The organism is Amycolatopsis sp. cmx-11-32 (assembly GCF_047608695.1).
GTDB lineage: Bacteria > Actinomycetota > Actinomycetes > Mycobacteriales > Pseudonocardiaceae > Amycolatopsis.
Map to the genome: position 1 here is coordinate 1 of NZ_JADNQN010000011.1, position 23,733 is coordinate 23,733.

A 23,733-nucleotide genomic window follows, 5' to 3' on the forward strand; every position below is an offset into this window, starting at 1 on the left:
TACTCCCGCCACCAACTCCGCCTCGCCGCACGCGTACGAGAACTAGTCGACAACGGCACCGGCCTCGACGCCGCCTGCCGCATCATCACCCTCGAAGACCAACTCCACGACGCACAACACCAAAACCGCACACTCCCCACCACCGACTAAACCGCCAGGTGTGCCGCAAACATCCCGCGGCACACCTCGCACCGGTCGTCAAACGAGCCGGCGATCGCGCGGTTTGTCGTGTTCGTTACAGCCGCCGTTGTTCTCACGGCGTGCCTTTCGGTCAATGGCGGCTCGTCGCCGTTCTCGCCCGGTCACCGCGCCGCTTTCCAGCGGGCCTCGACTGTTTTGGACGACGAGACGTCGGTGTTGATCTGTACGACCGCCGGGAACGTGAACTCGTCAGGCACCGCCTCGACCGGCCCGGCCAGCTTGCCCCCGCGGACAGGTCGGTTGTTCCTCGGACTCGCTCGTCATGAAGCCACCTCCGGCTACGCGATCCGCGCGCCACCCTGAGCCGGCGCAGCGGTCTTCAAACAACGCAACATCGTGCAACGCTGCTTCAACCGGCTCGAACAGCAGGGAAGGGCGGCCTGGCGGTTCACAGGCCCAGGCTAGTCACGGGCTTCTTCCAGCAGACCTGCCGCCTGTGTGGTCCGCTGGTACAGCACGTAGCGCCCGGCTCTGACTTTGGTGACGAGGCCCGCGCGGTGCAGTGCGCTGAGGTGGTAGGAGACGGTGCCTGGGGTGTATCCGTTCCGCATGGCGAGTTCAGTGGTGGATCGGGCGGTTTCGAGGTCCGTCAGCAGGGCCGCGCGGGCGTTGCCGACGACTTGCGCGATGTTTCCGGATCTGCGGTCCTGGCTGGTTCCGATCCGCTGGGCGGGGTAGTAGAGGACGAACTGCCCGGGGGTGTCGACCTGGATGATGACGTCGGGCCAGCTGAGCACGCTGGGGGCGAGGACCAGGTCCCGGCCGGTGACATCGATTTCGCCGTGCCAAGGCTTGGCGATGGTGACCGCGTCGCCGGCCCAACCGATGTCGGGGTGGAGTGCTCCGAGCGTCCGGCCGACGCCCTGGGTGGCGATGGCCGTCGCACGGTGGGCGATGTCCTGATCGATGATCGAGCGCAATTCGGGCCAGCCATCGGAGAGGGTATCCCGCCAGAACCGCGCGAGACCGTTGGCGAGACGTCGCTGCATCCGCCCCGACTCCGCGATCCGGCGGGTCGTGGCCCTCAGTGGTCTGTTCCAGTGGGTCCGGGTGTAGGTGAAGACCTGGTTTTCGAGGTCGTCCTGCGTTGCCGCCTCGATCTGCGCGATCTGCTCACCGAGCAGGTCACGGCGCCGGGCGTCCGTTTTTGGTTGCGGGGTGAGCAGGTCGGGCGTGTAGGTGTCGCCGTTCTGCGGCAACAGGTCCGCGAGCAGGGCGACGTCCGGATGGGCGAGTGACGCGCGGGCAAGTGGTCCGGGGTCTCCGAACACCGGGTGCCGTCCCGACGCGGCGGCGAGTTTCAGCCACGCCATGGACTCCGATGCGGGGGAAGGCGACCACCGCGTCCTGGACACCGTGTCGGCGTCTACACGCAACGTGAGCACCGCGCCGACGGTAGCAGCTGCCGTGGTGGATTTGAACGGGCTCGAATGCTTTCCGGCGCTAGGCCCACACGCGGTTGAGTGGTGTCGCCGAACAACGTGCCCCCTTACCCGATGAACCTGGAAGTGATCGTCATGGTGAGACCGAAGGACACAACGAAGGCGAAGAACCGGATGAGAAAGGTCGGTGCGGCCGTGGCCGCGGTCGCGTCGGTTGGCGGGATGGTCTTCGCGGCGACACCCGCAAACGCCGCCTATCCCACCAGTACCTTCTCGATCGTGGTCGGCGCGAGTTACTACAAAGGCACGGTCACTTGGTACAACCGGTCGGTCGGCGTCGACGGAGCGTTCAAGGCCAGCGGGTACCGACGGATCTACGCGCAGGCGTGGGCAGGCACAACCTGGCTGGGCTGGCGGGGTTCCAGCACCTGGTACAACAAATCCGGGCCCGCGTCCCTTCCCCTCTTCACCGACGTCGCAGGCGGAGCCACCGGGGTCGATGTCTGGATGACCAGCGGAAACCCCGACGACGGCCTCGAGTACTTTGCCTGCTATCGCGGCGTCAGCGTCTGCTCCGGTCCCCATGCGGGGAGGCCCTGGGTGCCGCCCCTCGATGGCTGACCGGCGGTAGCGGCACCGTCCGGCCTGAGCCCGTGACCGCGTATGGGCCCCGTATCCGCCACGTAGGTCAGGACAACTCGGCGAACGGCGGTGGGAACAATCTCCCTGGACGAGGACGTGGCAAGTCACGCACTCCTCGTGGTTGCCAGGTTCCTGCTCCACTCGAACGGCGGATGGTTCGGTAATAGGACACCACCCAGTATGAAGTGACTGCCCGGCCGTCGGGCGTCGCTAGGGATTTTCTAATCCTGGTGCGCTTTCGGGGAAGCGCACGAGCTGCCGCTATTCCGGTCGATCACCCGCAAATGTGTGGCTCCGCGTCTTCGTCACGAGCCGGAATCATGCGTGGTTCCCTCCGGGTGAGGCCATGACAACAAGGAAATGAGACCGGCTTGCCCTGTCGGCCGGGTCCGCATGAGGAAATGTCAATGAGGAGGTCGAACTTGAACGTCCGTTCCCTGGTCGCGACGGCGGTGCTCGCGCTGATCGCCTGCCTGCTGGTCGCCACGCCCGCGCAGGCGGCGACATCCGTTACCTTCACCCCGCAAACGATCCTGGCGCCCGGGCTCCCACCGGGTGGCGGGGTCGATCAGAACGTCACTCCCGTTGGCACCATCTCGCTGAACATGACCGCCACGCAAACCGCGTACGTGGTCTCGAAGATGCGGGTCAACAACGCCACCATCCGCAGCCTCTTCGACAACGAAGTCGTCTGCCGGGGTCCGGGCGGCTGGAGCAAGAACATGGTGATCGGGCAGAACGTCTACGACAAGAACTCGGGCTCCCCCGCGCAGGACGTGACGCTCTACACCCGCTTCCTCGTCCACCCCGGCGTCGCCGGCACAGTCACCTGCACCGCGAACGTGCGAGGCAACTCGCTCAACGCCAACGACGCCACCTACCGCCTGGACAGCGGATACATCACCTTCGCCGACACCTCGGTCACCAACGCCACCGACGGGCAACCAGTGCAATCCAGCGTGGGGCCGGGGGTACACAGCCTCAACGCCGGTAGCCCGGTGGTGCGGCTACCCGCGCTCGACTACTTCACCCTCCCCACGACCGTGCAGGGCCTCAACGTCGTCGGCGATGTCGAGCTGATGATCTGCTGGCCCAACACGCCCTGCGACAAGTACAAGACAGCGCAGGTGAAGTTCACACTCTTCGTCAACCAATGGAAATCCGACGGCACCCTCTGCAAAACCGACAGCAGCATCCAGGCCACGCACGACGTGCCGTACTGGGTCCACCACAAATACGTCCCACTCAACAAAGCGGACTTCACCGTGAGCACAGCACCGGGCTGCATCCCCCGGTTCAACGCCTACGTCAAGGCCGAATGGCTGGGCGGTGAGACCGCCGGCATCCAGGGCACGGCCACCGGACTCCCCGACTCACGCGGCTCGACCACCACGCACGACTCCGACATGAGCCACGCGTACGTCCTCCCGTACTGAAGCCCTCTACCTGAGACCGCGTCTCACGTGACGAGTCGTTGAAGCAAGACAGCGCATTCCAACGATTCAGTGGTACCGACCGAACCTCGCCGACGAGTATCCGGGCACCACACGGCCCGCACGCTAGCCATCATGTCGTTTCCGGCGGAACATGTCATGTTCCGCCGGAAACGACAGGTGTGTGATTGTTCGATCAGCTGCCCTGGCAATTCCCGGCGCCTTCGTTGGGCCCGAGCCACTGGTCAACCATGACGGGTCACGAACTCGCTGACATACAAGGAAACCACAAGCACCACGGCGGCCGGTTCCTGTGCACCGGCGTGCAGGAACCGGCGAACGTAGCAGTACCGCGGATCGTCCGGAAGCCGTGCGGGTCGCACACGCATCTGGCTGCTGTCCCGTCGCACTGAACGTGACGGAGCCGCTCCGTGGCATGACGAGCGTCAGTGGCCGGTCTTCTCTTCCAGCATGCGGCGTCGAGTGGCGACCTCGTCGGGGTCGTCGCCGAGGACCAGCAGTTGCAAGGTGCTTCGCCTGATGGGGTTGTCCGTGTGGCCGGTGTCATGACCAGCCACGATGAGCAGGGCATCGGCGGCCAATGCCGGGCGTACCTCGGCGAGCAGGTCGGTGAGTGCGCCGTCGACGGTCAGCGTCACGGACTCGGCGGCGCGGTCAAGGGCGTCGGGGCGGACGGACTGCATCGCCAGCAACGGGATCGAGCCACTGGTGATCCGGAAGTTCAGGTCGAGCACGACCTGCTGGCCGTCCCGGGTTTGGGCGCAGTCAAGGCTGCACAGACCGCGGTAGCCGACATCGGCCGCGCGCTGGGTGATCGCCAGGCATTCGGCGAGCAGTTCGGCAGGAGGAGTGGTGACCGCACCGAATCTGCCGCCGGCATAGACCCCGATCGCGTCGACGCGCTGCTCGGTCACGGCCAGCAGGCGGGCCCGTGCGTCCGCTCCCACGTAGAACTGCAGGCCCCAGTTTCGCAGGATCTGCAGGTACTCCTCGACGACGAATTCGGTGAGCACATCGGTGAACGCCGGTAGCGTGATCCGCTCGTCGGCCCGGTGCAGATATACATCGAGGCTTCCGCCGTGCGCGTCGTTGGTCGCGGCCTTGAGCACCCACGACTTCTCCGCCGGCGCCGCCTCCGCGAGTTGCTCGCGAGTCACGACGCTGCGGTGCGCTTGAAAACGTGGATCGACCAACGTGGTAATGCTGGCTTTGTTGTTCAAATAGCCGACGAGTTGCGCGCTTTTGAGCGCGCGTTCGTCTGGGCACAGCGTGGTTGGCTGCGGGTACTCCATCGACATCAGCAGGCCGTCGGACATCGCTTCGGTCACCCGGGAGGCGAATTCCCTTTCGCTTCGGAACTCGCGCAGGTCTGTGCCGACCGGCAGGCCGCTGTCACGCAGGTGTGCCAGCAAATCCGGGTCCGTGCCACCGGCACTGCAGATCACCGGCGTGTCGGCGGCGACAGCGATCGGTCGCGCGGAAACTACGTCGCGGCTGCGGCGGTGTCTGTTCACTGGTTCCGCGGCGGTCAGTTCGGGCCGGGCGCAGACAGCGATGCCCGGACCGTACACATCGGTGAGAGAACGAGGAGCACAGGCGGCATGCGGCAGAACAACGGGAACACTGATGGAGGATCTCCTGTGGAGTGAGTCGGACCGGCCAGAACCGGCTGCGGCGTGCGGGTAGATACGGGGAGGACGACAAGGCGTTGGCCGATCGACGCCCGCGAGCACGGCAAAGAACGTCGCCATGAGCGCGCGCCGTCAGACCCTGTCAGGCGCGGTTCACCGACGTGGTGTCCTCACGTGATCCGAAGTCGGATCCTTGTGGCGAGTGAGAAGTCTCGGCGAAGCCAGGGCTGGTTGGCGTGAGTCAGGCGGCGGATTCTCTATAACGACAGGTCAGAGCGCTGCGGTCCGGCAAGTTTCCGACCAGCGGTGGATGCTGCCGCACCCACGATGAAGCCGGCATAGCGAATCGGCGCCGACCGCGGGAAGATCAAATCTGGGAACAAGTCGTCGTGACTATAGCGGATCACGCAAGCGGTGCGACGGCCGAACACTGGGCGAGCGTCGAAATCGACACTGAATCGCCCCTGGTGCCCAGACACGAAGAAGCCCAGGCCGCGTGGCCTGGGCTTGTGCTCCCCCGCTTGGACTCGAACCAAGAACCCTCCGGTTAACAGCCGAATGCTCTGCCAGTTGAGCTACAGGGGATTGTGCTCCGCACCGGCCGGCTCGCTCCGACCGATGAGAGAACTCTAGCCCACCACCTCCGGCAGCCGCTCACCCACCCCCCACTTTTGTCCGTCACCTCGTCAAGCTCGCGTTTTGAGGGACAATGACAGCCGGAGCAAGATCGAACGGAGGCGTGGACTCGGATGAAGATGTTCCTGCTTGGCGCGGCCGCGGGCTATGTGTTGGGCGCGAAGGCCGGCCGGGGACGGTACGAGCAGATCGTGCGGACCTACCGCAAGATCGCTGACCACCCCATGGTGCAGGGCGCCGCCGGGGTCGCTCGCGCCAAGGTCGGTGAGAGGTTCGGGCGGCCCCGGCGCTGACGATGCCCCAGACGAACCGAAGGGGCCCTTCGCCTGCGGCGGAGGGCCCCTCACGGCACCACGGCGACCACGAAGACGCGCCGGAACTCGAACCACGTACTCCCATCGGAGCGCGGCGGGTAGGCCTCGTCCAGCTTTCGGGCGATCTGGGCCCGGAAATGGTCCCAATCGGCGCCCGGCAGCGCCTCTTTGACCGGTCGCAACGAGGTACCGGTGATCCATTCGAGCACGGCGTCCTCCCCGGTCAGCCGCTGCAGATACGTCGTCTCCCAGGCGTCGACGGCGCATCCCGCGTCGGCGAGCAGGTTTCCGTAGCCGAGTGGGCTGTCGACGGCCTCGTTCTCCCGCAGGACGACGTCGGCGAGGCGCGAGGCCCACTCCTCGGTGCGCGCGAGGGCGCGGACCAGGGCGTGCGACGGGGCGTCGAAGTTGCCGGGGACCTGGAACGCGAGCGTCGCCCCGGACGGCAGGTGGCCCACCCAGCGACGGAGCAGGACTCGATGCTCGGGGACCCACTGGAGCACGGCGTTGGAGATGACCACGTCGGTGTCCGGCTCGGGCGTCCAGTCGTTGACGTCCAGGACCCGCGCGTCGACGCCTCGTGAGCGAGCGGCCTCGACCATCTCCGGGGAGCTGTCACTCGCCTCGATGACCGCGTCCGGCCAGCGTTCCGCCAGGACGGCGGTCAGGTTCCCTGGCCCGCAGCCGAGGTCGGCGACCCGGCGGGGCTTCACGACCGGTATCCGCCCGATGAGGTCGTGGAACGGCCGGGCCCGCAGGCCGGCGTAGTCGAGGTACTTGACCGGATCCCACATGGCACCTCCCAGCGATACAGTACGAGCGTACTGCTAGCCGCGGGGCTTGGCGAGTTTCTCCGCCGCTTCCTCGGCGATGGCCTTGATCACGTCGACGTCGGTGCCCGGATCGGCCCGCACCTGCAGCACCGTGCCGTCCCGGCCGGGGACCTTGCGCTCGACGAACCACGCTCCCCCGGTCCCGAGGTCCTTGCGGTGCCGCTCCCGGACCGAACCGTCGACACGCTGCCGCAGCAGGAACGGGACCTTGCCCGGCCGCGCGAGCCGGAACCGGACCGGGGCCTTGTCGGCCAGCAGCACGGCCTTCCCCGCGGACCCGGTCTCCTCGGACTCGGTCAGGGTGAGCACCCCTTCGGACCACGCGGCCTTGCCGATCAGATGCCAGCCGACCCGGCGCGGCCCTTCTCCGCCGGGGATCCACAGGCCGAGCTGCGTGACGAGCAGATACCCGCCGCTCTCGACCGGAGCGCTCCCGACGACGTGCTCGCCGTCGTCCAGAGTGCCTGCGAAATCCGCCGGGACACGGTCACCCAGCAGGTGACGCAGCCAGCCCATGCTCAGTCCAATCCGCCGATGGCCTGTTCCTTCAGCGCCTTCCGGTACTGCTCGAGCGCGACCAGGTCGCCGAACAGCGCGCGGTAGTCGTCCGGCGCCTCGACCGGGGAAAGCCGCTGGAGCTTCGACTTGATCTCGTTGATCTGGCGGCCGACCAGGCTCTCCTGTACCGCCGCGAGCTGCGCCGAGATGTAGCGCGAGTCGACCTCGCCCTTGGCCCGTAACTGTTCCACCGAAAGTTCGCTGAGCACTCGCCGTACCGTCCCTTGTGGACAGTGCGGGGCGGCGGCGTCGAGCAGGGCGGGCCCGGTCAGGCCGGAACCCGCTCCCCCGGCGGACAGCAACGCCTTGTGAATGGCGACGTAAACCGGGTGGGTGAACGCGTCCTCGGGGAGCGCGTCGTACTCCGCCCCGGCGAGCATCGGCTGCTGCAGCGCCGCCTTGAGCGCTTCCCGCTGCGCGATGAACCGCGGATCGCCGGGCGCGGGCCTCGGCAAATCGTCCTCCGCGGTGGTGGTGGTGGCCGCCGCGGCGGGCCGCCGGGCCTCGACGGTGGAGGAGCGTTTCGCCGACGCGCCCGCGCTGCCGCGGACCCGGTTCACCACCTGCGCCGCGTCCTGCCAGCCGACCCACCAGGCGAGTTTCGACGCGTAGCCGTCGCGGCTGGCGCGGTCCTTGATGCCCGCGACCATCGGGACGGTCTTCTGCAGCGCCGCGACCTGGCCGTCGACGGAGTCGAGGTCGAAGGATTTGAGCATGCTCTTGATCGCGAACTCGAACAGCGGGATCCGCCGCGCGACCAGATCACGCACCGCGGTATCACCCTTGGCGAGCCTCAGTTCGCAGGGGTCCATGCCGTCGGGGGCGACCGCGATGTAGGTCTGCCCGGCGAAGGTCTGGTCACCCTCGAAGGCCTTCAGTGCCGCCTTCTGACCGGCTTCGTCACCGTCGAAGGTGAAGATCACTTCGCCACGGAAGGCGTCGTCGTCCATCATCAGCCGCCGAAGGACCTTCATGTGGTCCTCGCCGAACGCCGTCCCTGACGACGCGACGGCCGTCGGCACCCCGGAGGCGTGCATCGCCATCACGTCGGTGTAGCCCTCGACCACGACGACCTGGTGCCGCTTGGCGATCTCGCGTTTGGCCAGATCGAGGCCGAACATCACCTGAGACTTCTTGTAGATCGGCGATTCCGCGGTGTTCAGGTACTTCGCCGAGACGCGGTCGTCGTCGTACAGGCGCCGCGCGCCGAACCCGACCACCTCGTTGCCGACGTCGCGGATGGGCCAGAGCAACCGCCGGTTGAACCGGTCCATCGGCCCGCGCTGCCCTTCCTTGGCCAGACCGGCCGTGAGCAGTTCCTTGACCTCGAACCCGTGGGTGAGCAGGTGCTTGGTGAGCTTGTCCCAGCCCGCCGGCGCGTACCCGCAGCCGAACGTCTGCGCGGCGGCGGAGTCGAAGCCCCGCTCGGACAGGAAGTCCCGCGCCGCGCGCGCGTCCGGGGTGAGCAGCTGCTCGGCGTAGAACTCCTGAGCCGCGCGGTGCGCTTCGATCAGCCGGGCGCGAGTGCCGCGATCACGCTGGACGCTCCCGCCGCCGCCTTCGTAGGTCAGCCGGAACCCCGCGCGATCCGCGAGCCGCTCGACGGCTTCCACGAAGGAGATCAGGTCCATCTTCTGGATGAACTTGATCACGTCGCCGCCCTCACCACAGCCGAAACAGTGGAAGGTGCCGTGGCTGGGGCGCACGTTGAACGACGGGGTCTTCTCGTTGTGGAACGGGCAAAGCCCTTTCAGGCTGCCGCCGCCGGCGTTGCGGAGCGCCAGGTAATCGCCGATGACCTCGTCGATTCGGTTGCGGTCGCGCACCTCCGCGATGTCGCTGTCCCGAATCCGTCCTGCCACGCCCCCACTCTAGGCCGTGTCCTGGTTCTTCGTGCTGGAGGCCCGTGCGGCACACTCGGAGAATGAGCACCGCCCTGGATGAACTCGCCGGGAAGTTCGCCACACTGCGCCCCCATCTGGTGTCGGTGGCCTACCGGCTCACCGGCGCGCTGACCGACGCCGAAGACGCGGTCCAGGAGTCCTGGCTGCGGCTGAGCGGCCTGGACGAGGGCCGCCGCTCGGCCATCGAGGACCACAAGGGCTGGCTGACCACCGTCGTCAGCCGGATCTGTCTCGACCGGCTGCGGTCGGCGGTGGTGCGCCGCGAGCGGTACGTCGGCGAGTGGCTGCCCGAGCCGGTCCTCGGCCCGCTGGGCACACCCGCTTCGGAGGACCCGCTGACCATCGCCGTCCGCGACGACGGGATGCGGATGGCGGCCATGGTGGTCCTCGACCGGCTGACGCCCGAGCAACGTGTCGCGTTCGTTCTGCACGACGCGTTTTCGGTGCCGTTCGGCGAGATCGCCGAAATCCTGGGCTGTACCACGGAGGCCGCGCGCCAGCACGGTTCCCGTGGGCGCCGCGCGCTCGCCGACGCCGATCCGCCGCCAAGGACGGCGCTCGCCGAGCAGCAGCAGATCATCGAGAAGTTCATGACCGCGATGCTCACCGGCGACATCAAGGCGGTGGCCGAGGTCCTGCACCCGGACGTCGTCCTCGTCGGCGACGGCGGTGGCAAGGCGCGCACGGCGGTGCACACGGTCAGCGGGCTCGACAAGGTCACCCGGCTGTTCCAGGGCCTCATGCGGATGTACGACCCGGCCGGGATCGAGAAGGCCAGGATGGCGCTGGTCAACGGCGACCTCGGGTTCTACATCCCGCCGCAGGCCGCCTCGGAAGGGTACCGGGCGCTCGACGAACACGTCGACGCGTTCGTCATCCGCGACGGGAAGATCGTCGCGATCTACGACATGGCGAACCCGGACAAGCTCGCCACCGCGCGCTCCCACGTCGGCTCCTGACGCAATTCGTCCTCTAGTTGCGGTAGTTGGTAGCGCGAACTACCGCAACTAGAGGACGAAACGCGTGAGGTCGGGTCAGGGAAGCGGGATCCGGCACGCGTCGCCCGAGGTGAAGCCCTGCGCGGTGATGTCGAGCGCGCTGTTCATCCTGGCGCGCAAGTTCTCGAGCGCGATCTGGTAGGTCAGTTCGATGACACCCTTACGGCCGAACTCGCGTTCCAGTTCGGCGACCTGCTCGTCGGTGACGGTCACCGGGCTCGCGGTCATCGCGTCGGCGTACGCGAGCGCGAGCCGTTCCTGGCCGGTGAAGGCGGGCGACATCGCGTAGTCGTCGATGTTCTTCAGCCGTTCGATGTCGAGACCCTCGTGCACCTGCAGCATGGTCCCGAAGTCGATGCACCACGCGCAGCCGAGCTGCGTCGCGACCCGGTACACGGCCAGCTCGCGCACGTTCGGCGGCAGTGCCTTGCTGGCTTTCTCGACCAGCACTTCGTGCAGTCCGCTCGCGCGGAACAGCGCGGGGTGGTGCGCGGCGACCGCCATCGGCTCGGGCACCGCGCCGAAGCGCCTTCCGGCGAACTTGTAGGACAGCTTCAGCAAGAGGCCGGCTTCGGCGGTCTTGACGGCGGGAATGCGCGGCATGATGTCCTCCTCGTGCGGTTGCGATCAGAAGGTGGACGAGGCGGCCCGCGCGGACGTGACAGCCGTTTCGGTGAGGCGAGCCACACGACAGGAAGCGATTAGCCTTTTCGCCGGAACCCCGATTCGATCATCGAGGGTAAACTGGCTCTCCGTAATTGCTTCCGTACCAACCGATGCCGATCCGTCGGTCTCTTCGGCGATCCCTCCGCACTCCCCCATCGGAGGAACACATGGACCACCTCGTCATCGGCGCCGACTGATGCTCGCCGTCGAAGATCCCGCGACCGGGCAACGGATCACGAGCGTCCCGAACGCCGGGCGCGCCGATGTCGACGAAGCGGTGCGCGCCGCCGTCGGCGCCTGGCCCGCCTGGCGCGCCACGGACCGGCACACGGCGCTGATGTCGTGCGCGGTCGTCGTCGAAGAGGCCGCGGCGGTGCTGGCCCCTGTGCTGACCGAGGAGCAGGGGAAACCGCTTCGGGAAGCCGAAGCCGAATTCGCCAAGGCCGCGGCGCGGTTCCGGTACTTCGCCCGGTTGAGACTCGAACCGCAGGTCGTCGGCGATGGCCGGATCGAGGTGCACCATCGCCCATTGGGTCCGGTCGCCGCGATCACGCCGTGGGATCTCCCGGTCCAGCTGGCCGTCGCGAAACTCGCGCCCGCCTTCGCCGCGGGGAACACGGTGGTGCTCAAGCCGTCGCCGCATACCCCGCTCACCACCCTGCACCTGGGCCGGATGCTGGCGGAGGTGCTGCCACCGGGCGTGCTGACCGTGCTCACCGGACAAGACCCTCTCGGCGAGTATCTGGTCTCGCACCCTGGGATACGGAAGATCGACTTCACCGGCTCCGTCCCCACCGGGAAACGGGTGGCCACCGCGGCCGCGGCCGCGTTGAAACGGCTGACCCTGGAACTGGGTGGCAACGGTCCCGCGATCGTCCTTCCCGGCACCGATCCCGCGCTTATCGCGAAAAGCCTGTTCTGGAGCGCGTTCGCCAACTGCGGGCAGATCGGCATAGCGGTCAAACGCGTCTACGCCATCGGGCCGGCGTATGACGGCATCGTCGAGGCACTGGCGGCCTTGGCGGAGAAGGTCGTGGTGGGCGACGGACGGACACCCGGAACGCAGATGGGCCCGGTGAACAACCGGTCGCGATACGACCGCGTCACCGATTTGGCCGAGGAAGCGCGGGCGCGCGGCGCGCGGGTCGTCACCGGCGGACGGCTCGACGGGCCCGGCTACTTCTTCGCCCCGGCGATCCTCGCCGAGGCGCATGACGGGATGCGTGTGGTGCGCGAGGAGCAATTCGGCCCGGTGCTGCCGATCGTCCGATGCTCCACAGTGGACGAAGCCGTCGGACTGGCGAACGACTCGTCGCCGGGCTCGTGCGGGTCGGTGTGGAGCACCGACGAGCAGCGCGGCGCCGAAGTCGCTCGGCGGCTCGAATGCGGGACGGTGTGGGTCAACGAGCATTTGGCTCTGCCCCTCGACGAACCCTTCCCGGGCTCGAAGCAGAGCGAACTGGGCGGCTCTGGCGACATCGCGGGCAACACGGAACCGTTCGTCGTGCACCGCCACCCACCAGCCCGCAATTAGTCCTCTAGTTGCGGTAGTTGCACGTGCAAGGACCGCAACTAGAGGACTACTTGCGAAGGGGGTCAGGGGGTGATGGTCCGCACGTCCCAGATCCAGACACCGTCGACGAACTCGGCGGGCTTCCGCAGCAGCAGGTCCACCGTGGCCCGGAACGCGTCCTGGTGTTCGCGCGGGATCAGCACGAGCACGTCGGCGTTCCAGTACCGCAGATCCTCCAGCGCCTGCACCCGCTGCGACTCCGTGATCGTCGCCGGCACCCCGGTCTGCTTGATCTGGTCGAAGATGATCGACGTCGGCCGCTGGATGGCGCCGTAGCGACCGCGTTTGTCGTCCGGCCCGCTCGGGCCGACGAAGTAGCCCTCCGGCATCGAGTAGCCGAGTCCCGCGTCGATCTGCCAGTGCAGCGGCTCGGATTCGCCGGAACTCGGCAACGGCACGGGCACCACGGTGCCGCCGGGCGCGACGTAGGTCCGCCAAGTGCCGTCGGCGAGGAACCTCGGTGTCGGCGGCCGGTCCTTCACGACCAGTTGCGTCGGCGCGACCGGCAGCAGTACCGCGATCACGACGCCGATCCAGACCAGCCGCAACGGGAATCGCCGCTCCCCCGGCACTTCGGGCAGTTTCGACGCGACCGTGTGGACGCGCTCGGTCGCCAGCGCCAGCAGGGCGCCGATGAGCGGGATGCAGCCCATCGCGAGCCGCGATTCCAGCAGCGATTCGAACAGCGGCAGTTCGGAGAAGAGTTTCCACGGCCCCGGGATCCCGGTCTCCTCGTGCACCACGATCAGTTGCACACCGAGGGAAAGCCAGGCCATCACGAACATCGAGATCGCCAGCGCCCGCGCGAACACCTCGCGCCACAGCCAGACGGTGATGACCACCATCAGCACGATCAGCGGCCAGCCGAAGAAGGCGTTCTCCTCGGTGCGGTTCATCGACACGTCCGCCGCGGCCTGTGGCTGCCCGGCGACCGACTGCGTCGCGAACCGCGTGAACGCGGCGGTGTCGTTGCCGACGGGGCCGTGCTCGATCGCCTGATAGCTCTGCGGGCCGAAGAACTGCCACCACAAGGGGAAAGCGCACAGGATCAGCGCCACGAGGACGCCGATGCCGACCCCGATCCCCAGCGGTTTGGCCATCGGCGGGAACTCGCGGTAGTTCGTCGCGAAGTAGGCGATGGCGAAGATCGCGAACGCCATCGCGAAGATCAGCAGCGGCTCTTCACCGAGGAAGACCTGGTACGCCGCGAGCAGGCCGAGGAAGATCCCGTTGCGGACCGGCCGCTCGCCGCGCGCGATCTTGAAGACCAGCAGCGCGATGAACGGCAGGACGAACCACGCGACGAAGTTCGGGTGCGCGTTGCCGTGCGAGATCATCGGCGGGGCGAACCCGACGAAGGCGCCGCCGATGGCCGCGCCCACCCGATGGGTGACCAGATGCCGCGAGAAGACCCAGTACCAGGCCGCCGCCGTGCCGGCGAGGCCGCCGGTGAGCGCGATGGCCCAGGTGACCGTCGGGCCGAAGATGAGCGTGACCGGCGTCAGCGGGATGCCGATGCCGAGCATGGCCGTGTTGGCCATCAGGTTCACACCGAGCGGGTGGTTCTGGAAGTGCGAGGTGAGCGGGTTGTTCAGGTGCTGCACGTTGTCCGCGGTGACGGAGAAGAACCACTCCCACAGGTTCTGGTCCGACGCGCTGTTCCAGAGGTAGCCCTCTTTCAGGTCGAGCCAAAGCCCGTTGTAGAGCAGGAAAGCGAACAGCAGGAAGCCGCCCATGATGGCGGCGTCGGCGGCGGCGAATCGGCGGGGTCTCGGGGGAGTCTCCACGGCCTCAACGGCCGCCGCCTCAGCCTGGAAAAGGCTCACTGACCATCCTCACGGCTCGACAACGCGGGCGAGAAAGTAGATCACACCCGTCGAGGCATGCCTCACGAGCAGAAGGAACGGGCGATCGACGGCGACCTCGAGAGGTTCGTCGACCATGATCGACGTCAGCCGCATCAGCACCGCCGTCGCGGCGGCGCCTTCGAGGCCCTGTTCGTCGATGCGGAGCACGGACTGGTGGACGACTTCCGACACTTCGAGCCGGTCGTCGTCGGCGAGCCCGGTGAGATCGGCGCGGGCGGTGAACATCGTCCGCACGCCGAGTTCCTGGAGCTTCTCCGTCAGCGGGCTGGCGACGTCCAGCTTCAGCTTGGGCAGCGACAGGCTGAGTGTCTTCGAGCGGGTGTTCTCCAGCAGGCGTGCCAGCTTGGCGGGGTCGAGTTCGGCGTCGTCGAGGTCGCCGTCCGGCAGCAGGACGATCGCCTCCACCCCGCCCTCGGCGCCGAGCCGGACGACCTGCCAGCCGTCCTCGTGGGTGTGGTCGAGCTGTTTTTCGAGCCACATCGTCGGCACCGTACGGGTACCGGACGCCGCGTGGAAGTCCGCGGGCGCGGTGTTGTCACGCGAGAACGGGTTGGTCCACGCGGTTTTGAGATACAGCGCGTTGACGATCGCGGCGACGGTGTCCGCCGCGACGGTCCCTGGCCGCAGAAGTTCGGGGATCAGGTCGCGGGTGGCCTCGGCGACGTCGGCGTTGATCAGCCGCCGCGCGGCCTCCGGATCGTCGCCGAACGGAGCGCTCGCGACCTTGCCGCCCGGCCACGTCGCCAGTTCGTCACGGAAGGAGTCCTCGAGCGGGAGCCCGTCCCAGGCCCAGAGCGTGTTCGCGACCGCGAGTTCGGGGCCGTCGTCGAGCAGCGACGAAGCCTTGCCCAGCAGGTCGGCGAGCTCGTCCGGGTCACCGAGCAGCGCGATCAGTTCTTCTCTGGTCTTCCCCTTGGCGGCCTGCGTCACCAGGCCGAGCGCGCTCGCGATCGAGTACGGCGAGAAGCACGCGTTCTCCGCGCGGCTCGCCAGCACTCGGTAGAGGTCCAGACCAAACCGGAGGTGGCTTTCGACAGCGCCCATGCCGCAGACCGTACCGTGGACGGGCCCGTCCGTCTCCTGTCCGAAAGTTCCGCCTTGTTCACGAGGTGAGACAAGGCTGGCGTGTCGCGAAAGCCACTTTCGCGACCTCTGATGTCCCGAAAGTGGCTTTCGCGACACCGATCGGGGCGGGTGAGCGGCCGGCCCCGGCGGTCGTACGTGTTCGGGTCGTCAGAACGACCAAAACTCACGACTCCACTCAGCCGTGGCGGCCCGTGTGCCAGGCATGCCACGCGTAGGCCTGCGCGTCCGTGAGCGACGCCACCTGGTCGACGACCACGCGCAAGCGGGCCGCGTCGTCCGCGGCGGCCTCCCACGCGGGCAGGAACACCCCGTCCAGCGCGTCCGGCGCGCGGCGGCACAGCGCCCCGGCCAGTTCGGCGAGTGTCTGGCGCTGGCCGTCCTGCATCGCGAGGCGCCGCCTGTCGCTCATCACGTACCGCAGCGCGAGCGCCTTGAACAACGCGACCTCGGCCGCGACCTGCTCCGGGATGACCAGTTCCGCGGCGTAGCGGCTCAGCGGGCCCTCGCCGTGGACCGCCCGCGTCGCGCCGACGACCGCCGTCGCGAACCGGCCGACCAGTTCGCTCGTCAGCCGCTTCAGCGCGACCTGCGCCTTGAGCGATCCGTCGAGTCGCTGTCCGGTGAGTTCCGCGACCACGGGCAGGTCGAGCAGTTCCTTCGCCGCACCCTCCAAAGTGGACTGTGACTGGTCCGAGAACCGCCGTGCCACCTCGGCCACCGCCGCGCGTTCCTCGGCGTCGGCCAGTACCCGCAAGGAGATCCGGCCCGCCAGGACCCCGTCTTCGACGTCGTGCACGGAGTACGCGACGTCGTCGGACCAGTCCATGATCTGCGCTTCCAGGCAGGTGCGACGGTCCGGCGCGCCCGCGCGGACCCACGCGAACACCTCCGCGTCGTCGGCGTAGACGCCGTACTTCGGATTGCCCTCTTCACGCTGCCACGGGTACTTCGTCGAGGCGTCGAGACAGGCGCGGGTGAGGTTCAGCCCGCCGACGGACCCGTCTTCGAGCAGGACCTTGGGCTCCAGCCTGGTCAGGATCCGCAACGTCTGCGCGTTGCCCTCGAAGCCACCGCACGGCTGCGAGACCTCGTTCAACGCGCGCTCACCGTTGTGCCCGAACGGGGGATGCCCGATGTCGTGCGCGAGCCCGGCGGTGTCCACCAGATCCGGATCCGCGCCCAGTTCGTCCGCGATCCCCCTGCCGATCTGCGCGACCTCCAGCGAATGCGTCAGCCGGGTACGCGGCACGCCGCTGACCTCGGCACCTTCACCAGGGCCGACCACCTGGGTCTTGCCTGCCAGCCGCCGCAGGGCCGCCGAGTGCAGCACCCGCGCGCGATCACGGGCGAAGGCGTTCCGCCCGTCCTCGGCGCCTCCCAGCGCCGCGCCCTTGGGCCGCTCGGGCAGCAGACGCGCCGTGTCGGCCTTGGTGTAGGTGTCGCTCACCGGCCCAGCTTAAGCGCGAGCACCGACAACTACAGGGCGTCGACGGGGACTTGGTGAGACGGTAGTGCCACTTACAAAGCATCGACCGGAGACTTCGTAAGACGGTAATACAGCAGCGCGCCGGTCTCGCGGACGATGTAGCGCGCCTGCGTCTCGCGGGTCTGCACGACCGGGCCGTGGTGGGTGGGCGAGGTCCAGGACTCCAGGCCGAGGTCGTCGGCCATGGCCCGGGCGCGGAACGAGTGCCACGGGTCGCTGACCAGCACCGCCGTCTTCCAGCCCCGCTTCTGCACCTGCTCGGCGACCGCGCGCAGGCTGCGCAGGGTATCGCTGCCCTCCCCGACCGGCAGCGTCGCCGACGCGGGCACGCCTCGCTTGCGTAACCACTGCGCGCCGGCCTGTGCTTCGGTGTAGTTGTCGTCCGCTTTCTTGCCGCCGGCGGTGACGATCGTCTTGGCGACGCCCTGGTCGTAGAGCGTCTTCGCCTTGGCCAGCCGGGCCTGGAAGATCTCCGACGGCCTGCCGTTGTACTGCGCCGCGCCGAGCACCACGATGACGTCGGCCTGATCGCGCACGTCTTCCCTGGCGACCTGCCAGACCCGGAACGCCGTCCCGCCGATCACCGCGACGACGATCAGCAGCGCTCCCGCCACGATCCGGCGCACCCGGTTCGCGCGAGTGGGTTTGGTCCGTTCGGCGGTACTCACGGGGTGATTCTCGCAGAGCGGCGAGGTGCTCTCAGAGCCAGCCGCGTTCTTCCGCGAGCCGCACCGCTTCGGCCCGCGTCCTCGCGCCAATCTTGCCCATCGCGGCCGAAAGATGGTTGCGGACGGTGCCTTCGGAAAGGTGCAGCGCACGGGCGATGCCGGCCACCGTGCTGCCGTCCTCGGCCGCTTTGAGGACGTCGTGCTCGCGTGCGGTGAGCGGGCTCGCGCCGGTGGCGAGCGATTCGGCGGCGAGCGCGGGATCGACCACCCTGAGTCCACTGTGGACTCGGCGGACGGCGTCGACGAGTTGCTCCGGTGGGGCGTCCTTGACCACGAATCCCGCGGCGCCCGCCGCCATCGCCCGCGCGAGGTAGCCGGGTCTGCCGAAGGTGGTGCAGATGATGATCCGGCACGACGGCAGCGCGCCGTGCAGTTCGGCGGCGGCCTCGAGACCGTCCTTGCCCGGCATCTGGACGTCGAGCAGCGCGACGTCCGGGGCGGTTTCCTTCGCCCGTGGAAGCACTTCGTCACCCGAGCCGACCTGGGCGACCACCTCGATGTCGGTTTCGAGGCCGAGCAAGGTGGCCAACGCCCCACGCACCATGGCCTGGTCGTCGGCGAGCAGGATCCGGATCACGCGCGACCTCCAGCGGGTTCGGTGAGCGGCGCACGCACGGCGGACTCCGGTACCTCCGCGCGGACGAGCCATCCTCCCGCAGACGGCGCGGTGGTCGTCAAGGTCCCGCCGACAGCGGCCAGCCGTTCGGTGAGCCCGCGCAGGCCGTTCCCCGCCGCCGCCTCGCCGCCTTCGCCGTCGTCCTCGACTTCGAGCCAGGTCTTGCCGAAGCGGACTTTGACCCGCTTCGCCTCGGAATGGCGGAGAACGTTGGTGACCGCTTCCCGCAGCACGTAACCGAAGGTCCGCTGCAGACTGGGATCGACGTTGTCCACCGCGTGCGGCAGCTCAGCGTCGATCTCCGCCGCCCGCAGCGCCGCCCGTGCCCCGGCGACCTCCACCGAGAGCGACACCTCGCGATACTCGGAAACCGTGGCGCGGATGTCCGAGAGCGCGCTGCGGGTCAGGCTCTCGACCTCGCTGATCTCCCGCAGCGCACGGCTGTCGTCCGTGCCGCTCTCCAGGATCCGGCGGGCGAGGCCGGACTTGATCGTGATGGTGGTGAGGCTGTGACCGAGGATGTCGTGCAGATCGCGCGCCAGCCGTTCGCGTTCGCCCGCCACCGCGAGTGTCGCGATCTCCTGGTTCGCCGCTTCCAGCTTCCGCACCGCGCGGACCAGGTTCGCCATGAAGAACATCGCCGCCGTGATCGAGGTGACCGCGATGAGGTCACCGAAGTCGTCCCTCCCGAGGATCAGGTGGACGAGCAGCACCAGCAGCAGGGCCCCGCCGTCCAGGATCAGCGCCCAGGCGGGCGGCAGGGTGAACGCCAGCACCGCCGTCGCGTAGATCAGGACGTACGGGTTGTTGTCGTGCAGGAACACCAGGACGAGACCGATGAGGAGCATGAGCACCGAGAAGACGTAGGTCGCCTTCCGCCGGGAAGGCCGCAGGCTGAGCGGGAACAGCACGTAACAGACGCCGTAGACGATCAGGAAAGCGGCGGTCACGAGCTCTTTCCCGGTCGCCCCGTCGGTCAGCAGGTCCACCGCCTCGGGGACGAGGCTGGGCAGGATGAAGGCGAGGCCGAGTACGGCCCACCGCCCCGGCCGGGGTCTCCGGCCGGTCCGCGGTGGCATGTCCGCCCACCAGTTCTCCCGGCTGGTCAAGCCCGTCTTCACCCTGCCCGGGTAGTCGTTCACCGGTTCACCTTTTTTCTCAGACCCGCGCACTGTCTTTACGGTAACGCCTGATCACCAGCACCCCGAGAACCGCGGTCCACGCCGCCAGCACACCGAACGCGCCGGGGAGGCTCACCGTGAGATGGTCGGTGACGACCGGGCGGACCAGCTGGATCAGCCAGTACGTCGGCGTCACCTTGGCGAGGTCGGCCATCCACGACGGCGTCCCGTCGATCGGGATCCACAAGCCGCCCAGGAAGCCCATGCCCATCATGACGATCATGTTCATCGGCTGCATCGACTCCGGCGTCCCGAACTGGCCGAGCAGCACCAGCGGGACCGCGCCGAGCCAGCTGCCGAGCACCAGCCGCAGCCAGCCGGCGGCGTCGAGGTCGACGCCCTGGAACAGGACGCCGACCAGCGGGACGAGGAGCAGCGGCGGAAGCGCGACGAGCATCGCCGAGAGCGCCTTGCCGCCGAGGTAACCGGCGCCGGTCAGCGGGGTCAGCCGCAGCTGGCGCTGCCAGCCCGCGGACCGCTCGATCGCCAGTTTCGCGCCGCTCGTCATCGCGGCGGAGAAAGTGCCGAAGGCCGTCATGTTGACCATGATCACGCCGGAGATGTTCACGTCGGCCGAACCGAAAACGTTGACCTGCAACAGGAACATCAGCACCGGAAAGGCGACGGCGAAGAGCACGAACCGCGTCGAACGGAAGGTGCGGACGATCTCGGTCTTGAGAAAGGCCGGGTTCATCGGACAGCTTCCTCGGTGTCTTCGGTGCTGTCGGTGGTCAAGAAAAGGAAGGCGCCTTCGAGGCCGATGGCGCTGATCTCGATGTCGTGCGCTTCGGGCACGTGGGCCAGCAGTGCCCGCAACGTGGTGTCGGAATCGGAACTGGAGATGACGACGCGGCCGCCGCGGAGTTCGAAACCGGTGACCGCGGGCACCACCGCGCGGACCGTGCGTCCCCCTGCCAGCGCACGGACCTGCGCGACCGAACCGTCCGCGACGATCCGCCCCGACCGCATCAGCACGACACGGTCGGCGAACTCTTCGGCCTCTTCGAGATAATGGGTCGCGAACTCCGACCGTGCGGCCGGAGTTCGTGAACTCGTACATGGACTTCCAGAACTCGCGGCGCGTGCCGACGTCCATCGCGGCGGTCGGCTCGTCGAGGATCAGCAGGTCGGGGTCGCTCACCAACGCGACGCGAACCGCACGCGCTGCTTCTGGCCGCCGGAAAGCTTGGTGGAACGCCGATTCGCGATGTCCTCGACCCCGGCACGGCGCAACGCCTCACGCACGGGCATCGGCTTGCGGTGCAACGCGGCGACCATACCGACGGTCTCGGCGACCGTGAGATCCTCGACGAGCGCGCCGCCCTGCAGCATCGCGCCGATCATCCCGTCGCCGACCGCGTCACCCGGCTCGCGCCCGAAGACGGTCACGGTGCCGCTGTCGGGCACGGTGAGGCCCAGGGTCATGTCGACCGTGGTGGACTTGCCCGCGCCGTTGGGGCCGAGAAGCGCGACCACCTCACCCGGCGCGATCGTGAGGTCGAGGCCGTCGACGGCGTGGACGTCGCCGTAATGCTTACGCAGGCCGGAAAGTCGTACCGCCGCCCCCGCGGTGATGCCTTGTTCTCGCAGGCCTGGAGCTTGTCGCGCGGGGGCGCTCCGGACGTGGGCCGCGCGTCACGAACTGGGGGTGACAGTTGTCAGGGTAGGCCGCGGGTGAGAGCGTTCCCGGCGAGATCCCCGCCCACCGCTCACAACAACCCCGCCCCCGAGGTGATGAACGGTCCGTTCAGCACAGAATTTGTGCTGAACGGACCGTTCATAACATCCGCGAGCGGGGTCAGCAGCCGATCAGGCGCCCCGCCAGGTAAGCCTCGAGCTTGTCGATCGCGACCCGCTCCTGCGCCATGGTGTCGCGCTCCCGCACGGTCACCGCGAGGTCGTCGAGTGTGTCGAAGTCGACGGTGACGCAGAACGGCGTCCCGATCTCTTCCTGGCGCCGGTAGCGCTTGCCGATCGAGCCGGCGTCGTCGAAGTCGACGTTCCAGTGCTTCCGCAGCGTCGCCGCGACGTCGCGCGCCTTCGGCGTGAGGTCGGCGTTGCGGGACAACGGAAGCACGGCGACCTTGTACGGCGCGAGGCGGTAGTCCAGCTTCAGCACGGCGCGCTTGTCGACGCCGCCCTTGGCGTTGGGGACCTCGTCCTCGTGGTACGCGTCGACCAGGAACGCCATCATCGAGCGGCCGACACCGGCCGCGGGTTCGATGACGAACGGGCGGAACCGCTGCTTCGAAGCCTGGTCGAAGAACGACAGGTCGACACCGGAGTGGTTCGAGTGCGTCGTCAGGTCGTAGTCGGTGCGGTTCGCGATGCCCTCGAGCTCGCCCCACTCCTGGCCCGCGTTGAACGCGAACCGGTACTCGATGTCGACGGTGCGCTTCGAGTAGTGGGAGAGCTTTTCCTTCGGGTGCTCGTAAAGCCGCAGGTTCTCCGGCTTGATGCCGAGATCCTTGTACCAGTCGGTGCGCGCGTCGATCCAGTACTGGTGCCAGGTCTCGTCCTCGCCCGGCTCGACGAAGAACTCCATCTCCATCTGCTCGAACTCACGCGTGCGGAAGATGAAGTTGCCCGGCGTGATCTCATTACGGAACGACTTGCCGATCTGGCCGATGCCGAACGGCGGCTTCTTCCGCGCGGTGGTCTGCACGTTGAGGAAGTTGATGAAGATGCCCTGCGCGGTCTCCGGACGGAGGTAGTGCACGCCCTCCTCGGACTCGACCGGGCCGAGGTAGGTCTTCAGCATCATGTTGAAGTCACGCGGCGCGGTGTACTCGCCCCGGGTGCCGCAGTTCGGGCACGGGACCTCGGACAGGTCGTCCTCGGTCACCTCCTTGCCCGTTCGCGCGGAGAAGTCCTCGGCGAGCTGGTCGGCACGGAAACGTTTGTGGCAGGAGAGACATTCGATCAGCGGGTCGGTGAAGACGTCGAGGTGACCCGACGCGCTCCAGACCTGGCGCGGCAGGATCACCGAGGAGTCGAGGCCGACGACGTCGTCCCGGCTCTGCACGACGTTCTTCCACCACTGGCGCTTGATGTTGTCCTTGAGTTCGACACCGAGGGGCCCGTAGTCCCACGCCGACTTGGTACCGCCGTAGATCTCTCCACACGGGAAAACGAAGCCTCGACGCTTACACAGGCTGACGACGGTCTCAATGGTGTTGGCGGGCACTCCACGCTCCGAAGCATGCGGGGACGGGTATCGGACTAGAACGACAAGACTAACCGCCCGTCCCCGCACGACCTCCGGCGAGGTTGGAACGGGTCAGGGGCGGCTGACCAAGGACGCGGTGACGATGCGGTTGTCCTCGTAGCCGTCGGTCCCGCCGACGTACTCGCCACCACAGGTGACCAGCACCAGCCGGTGCGGACCGTCCGGTCCGAACAGCTTCTCCGCCTGCTCGGCGAGCTTCGTCTTGTGCACGGTGACGATCTCGCCGATCTTGTAGACCCACTTGCCGCCGTCGGTGTCGACGACGTTGACCTCCTGACCGGTCTTGAGTCGCCACAGTTCGTCGAACGGGCCCTTCTCGCCCTTCCAGTTCACGTGCCCGGAAAGCAGAGACGCGCCCTGGTCGGCGCCCAGTTTCGAGCCCCACCAGGTGGCTTCGTCGAGACCCTCGGGGATGGGGAGGGTCCCATCGGCGGTCAGTTCCTTGCGGATCAGTTTCGCCGTGCCGCCACCGGGCAGTTTGACCGTTCCGGGCGCCTGGCCCGTATCCGCCGCGACCTCGGACTGCTGCACCGCCGACGCGTTCGCCTGGTCCTGTGCTGCCGCGACGACCGGGTCACTCTTCTCAGTGACCCCAAGCCCGGTGAAGACGAACACCGCGACCACGGCCGCCACCACGAAGATCCCGGCACAGGCGAGGACCCAGCCCAGCTTTGACCGCTTCTTCGGGTGCTCCTCGCCCGCCGCGCCGTCGTCGAACTGTCCCACCATCGGGTATTTCTCCTTGCT

The 23,733-nt window shown here is 67.9% G+C and carries 20 protein-coding genes, 1 tRNA gene and 2 pseudogenes; 6 read left to right on the top strand and 17 right to left on the bottom strand.

Annotated features, from left to right (window positions below):
• Positions 1-150, top strand: a pseudogene (locus ACM6LR_RS28260) (MerR family DNA-binding transcriptional regulator); the annotation flags it as partial.
• Positions 151-602: 452 nt separating this feature from the next.
• On the opposite strand, the gene ACM6LR_RS28265 reads toward ACM6LR_RS28260, so the two are convergent.
• Positions 603-1,586 carry a DUF5937 family protein gene (locus ACM6LR_RS28265; protein WP_414941787.1) on the bottom strand — a complete coding sequence of 328 codons (984 nt, stop codon included), beginning with the start codon at positions 1,584-1,586 and terminating at the stop codon, positions 603-605.
• A 111-nt stretch (positions 1,587-1,697) separates the two neighbouring features.
• Between ACM6LR_RS28265 and ACM6LR_RS28270 the strand changes: the two genes are divergently transcribed.
• Both ACM6LR_RS28270 and ACM6LR_RS28275 read left to right on the top strand, forming a co-directional pair.
• Complete coding sequence (locus tag ACM6LR_RS28270; protein WP_414944903.1) at positions 1,698-2,204, top strand: hypothetical protein; 507 nt, start codon at positions 1,698-1,700, stop codon at positions 2,202-2,204.
• A gap of 443 nt (positions 2,205-2,647) precedes the next feature.
• Entirely contained in the window at positions 2,648-3,661 is a 1,014-nt protein-coding gene (locus tag ACM6LR_RS28275) for a hypothetical protein (RefSeq protein WP_414944904.1), read from the top strand.
• 443 nt (positions 3,662-4,104) lie between these two features.
• Here ACM6LR_RS28275 and ACM6LR_RS28280 read toward each other — a convergent pair whose 3' ends face one another.
• A complete protein-coding gene (locus ACM6LR_RS28280) occupies positions 4,105-5,250 on the bottom strand; it encodes a hypothetical protein (RefSeq protein WP_414940464.1) in 1,146 nt (381 codons plus the stop codon).
• A 572-nt stretch (positions 5,251-5,822) separates the two neighbouring features.
• Positions 5,823-5,895 (bottom strand) — tRNA-Asn (locus tag ACM6LR_RS28285).
• 164 nt (positions 5,896-6,059) lie between these two features.
• Between ACM6LR_RS28285 and ACM6LR_RS28290 the strand changes: the two genes are divergently transcribed.
• Positions 6,060-6,239, top strand: coding sequence for a hypothetical protein (locus ACM6LR_RS28290; protein WP_414940465.1), 180 nt, complete (start codon positions 6,060-6,062; stop codon positions 6,237-6,239).
• 50 nt (positions 6,240-6,289) lie between these two features.
• On the opposite strand, the gene ACM6LR_RS28295 is transcribed toward ACM6LR_RS28290, so the two are convergent.
• The 3 genes from ACM6LR_RS28295 to dnaG are packed head-to-tail and all read right to left on the bottom strand — an operon-like array spanning position 6,290 to position 9,513.
• Positions 6,290-7,054, bottom strand: a complete 765-nt coding sequence (locus tag ACM6LR_RS28295) for a trans-aconitate 2-methyltransferase (protein ID WP_414944905.1) — start codon at positions 7,052-7,054, stop codon at positions 6,290-6,292.
• Between the two features lie 33 nt (positions 7,055-7,087).
• Positions 7,088-7,609, bottom strand: a complete 522-nt coding sequence (locus ACM6LR_RS28300; RefSeq protein WP_414940467.1) for a hypothetical protein — start codon at positions 7,607-7,609, stop codon at positions 7,088-7,090.
• Positions 7,610-7,611: 2 nt separating this feature from the next.
• Positions 7,612-9,513, bottom strand: a complete 1,902-nt coding sequence (dnaG, locus tag ACM6LR_RS28305; RefSeq protein WP_414944906.1) for a DNA primase — start codon at positions 9,511-9,513, stop codon at positions 7,612-7,614.
• Between the two features lie 62 nt (positions 9,514-9,575).
• On the opposite strand from dnaG, the gene ACM6LR_RS28310 reads away from it, so the two are divergent.
• Complete coding sequence (locus ACM6LR_RS28310) at positions 9,576-10,514, top strand: sigma-70 family RNA polymerase sigma factor (protein ID WP_414944907.1); 939 nt, start codon at positions 9,576-9,578, stop codon at positions 10,512-10,514.
• Between the two features lie 75 nt (positions 10,515-10,589).
• Here the strand turns inward: ACM6LR_RS28310 and ACM6LR_RS28315 are convergent, their stop codons facing one another.
• Positions 10,590-11,156 carry a carboxymuconolactone decarboxylase family protein gene (locus tag ACM6LR_RS28315; RefSeq protein WP_414940470.1) on the bottom strand — a complete coding sequence of 189 codons (567 nt, stop codon included), beginning with the start codon at positions 11,154-11,156 and terminating at the stop codon, positions 10,590-10,592.
• Between the two features lie 259 nt (positions 11,157-11,415).
• Here ACM6LR_RS28315 and ACM6LR_RS28320 point away from each other — a divergent pair, with 259 nt between their 5' ends.
• A complete protein-coding gene (locus tag ACM6LR_RS28320; protein WP_414944908.1) occupies positions 11,416-12,753 on the top strand; it encodes an aldehyde dehydrogenase family protein in 1,338 nt (445 codons plus the stop codon).
• Between the two features lie 62 nt (positions 12,754-12,815).
• On the opposite strand, the gene ACM6LR_RS28325 is transcribed toward ACM6LR_RS28320, so the two are convergent.
• From ACM6LR_RS28325 to ACM6LR_RS28370, 10 genes and pseudogenes are all read right to left on the bottom strand, one after another.
• Complete coding sequence (locus ACM6LR_RS28325) at positions 12,816-14,618, bottom strand: glycosyl transferase (RefSeq protein ID WP_414944909.1); 1,803 nt, start codon at positions 14,616-14,618, stop codon at positions 12,816-12,818.
• A gap of 9 nt (positions 14,619-14,627) precedes the next feature.
• Positions 14,628-15,704 (bottom strand): serpin family protein, encoded by a 1,077-nt coding sequence (locus ACM6LR_RS28330; protein WP_414940473.1) that lies wholly within the window; start codon positions 15,702-15,704, stop codon positions 14,628-14,630.
• A 217-nt stretch (positions 15,705-15,921) separates the two neighbouring features.
• Positions 15,922-17,193: a deoxyguanosinetriphosphate triphosphohydrolase gene (locus tag ACM6LR_RS28335; protein ID WP_414944910.1), complete on the bottom strand. Its 1,272-nt coding sequence runs from the start codon at positions 17,191-17,193 to the stop codon at positions 15,922-15,924.
• A 71-nt stretch (positions 17,194-17,264) separates the two neighbouring features.
• On the bottom strand, positions 17,265-17,900 hold the full coding sequence (locus tag ACM6LR_RS28340; protein ID WP_414940475.1) for a YdcF family protein: 636 nt from the start codon (positions 17,898-17,900) through the stop codon (positions 17,265-17,267).
• Between the two features lie 31 nt (positions 17,901-17,931).
• Entirely contained in the window at positions 17,932-18,537 is a 606-nt protein-coding gene (locus tag ACM6LR_RS28345) for a response regulator transcription factor (protein ID WP_414940476.1), read from the bottom strand.
• Positions 18,534-19,718 carry a sensor histidine kinase gene (locus ACM6LR_RS28350; protein WP_414940477.1) on the bottom strand — a complete coding sequence of 395 codons (1,185 nt, stop codon included), beginning with the start codon at positions 19,716-19,718 and terminating at the stop codon, positions 18,534-18,536. Before ACM6LR_RS28350 ends, ACM6LR_RS28345 begins: the two co-directional genes overlap by 4 nt.
• Before the next feature lie 16 nt (positions 19,719-19,734).
• On the bottom strand, positions 19,735-20,451 hold the full coding sequence (locus tag ACM6LR_RS28355) for an ABC transporter permease (protein WP_414940478.1): 717 nt from the start codon (positions 20,449-20,451) through the stop codon (positions 19,735-19,737).
• A pseudogene (locus ACM6LR_RS28360) lies at positions 20,448-21,347 on the bottom strand (ABC transporter ATP-binding protein). The gene ACM6LR_RS28355 and the pseudogene ACM6LR_RS28360 overlap by 4 nt, the downstream one beginning before the upstream one ends.
• Positions 21,348-21,555: 208 nt before the next feature.
• Positions 21,556-22,944 carry a glycine--tRNA ligase gene (locus ACM6LR_RS28365; RefSeq protein WP_414940479.1) on the bottom strand — a complete coding sequence of 463 codons (1,389 nt, stop codon included), beginning with the start codon at positions 22,942-22,944 and terminating at the stop codon, positions 21,556-21,558.
• A gap of 93 nt (positions 22,945-23,037) precedes the next feature.
• Positions 23,038-23,715: a class F sortase gene (locus ACM6LR_RS28370; RefSeq protein WP_414940480.1), complete on the bottom strand. Its 678-nt coding sequence runs from the start codon at positions 23,713-23,715 to the stop codon at positions 23,038-23,040.
• Positions 23,716-23,733 lie beyond the last annotated feature (18 nt).

What these genes read in the sequence shown, in the direction of transcription:
- ACM6LR_RS28290 (WP_414940465.1), top strand. Translation starts at nt 6,060, where the DNA reads ATGAAGATGTTCCTGCTTGGCGCGGCCGCGGGCTATGTGTTGGGCGCG.
- ACM6LR_RS28315 (WP_414940470.1), bottom strand. Translation starts at nt 11,156, where the DNA reads ATGCCGCGCATTCCCGCCGTCAAGACCGCCGAAGCCGGCCTCTTGCTG.
- ACM6LR_RS28355 (WP_414940478.1), bottom strand. Translation starts at nt 20,451, where the DNA reads ATGAACCCGGCCTTTCTCAAGACCGAGATCGTCCGCACCTTCCGTTCG.
- ACM6LR_RS28330 (WP_414940473.1), bottom strand. Translation starts at nt 15,704, where the DNA reads ATGGGCGCTGTCGAAAGCCACCTCCGGTTTGGTCTGGACCTCTACCGA.
- ACM6LR_RS28320 (WP_414944908.1), top strand. Translation starts at nt 11,416, where the DNA reads ATGCTCGCCGTCGAAGATCCCGCGACCGGGCAACGGATCACGAGCGTC.
- ACM6LR_RS28370 (WP_414940480.1), bottom strand. Translation starts at nt 23,715, where the DNA reads ATGGTGGGACAGTTCGACGACGGCGCGGCGGGCGAGGAGCACCCGAAG.
- ACM6LR_RS28310 (WP_414944907.1), top strand. Translation starts at nt 9,576, where the DNA reads ATGAGCACCGCCCTGGATGAACTCGCCGGGAAGTTCGCCACACTGCGC.
- ACM6LR_RS28270 (WP_414944903.1), top strand. Translation starts at nt 1,698, where the DNA reads ATGAACCTGGAAGTGATCGTCATGGTGAGACCGAAGGACACAACGAAG.
- ACM6LR_RS28300 (WP_414940467.1), bottom strand. Translation starts at nt 7,609, where the DNA reads ATGGGCTGGCTGCGTCACCTGCTGGGTGACCGTGTCCCGGCGGATTTC.
- ACM6LR_RS28295 (WP_414944905.1), bottom strand. Translation starts at nt 7,054, where the DNA reads ATGTGGGATCCGGTCAAGTACCTCGACTACGCCGGCCTGCGGGCCCGG.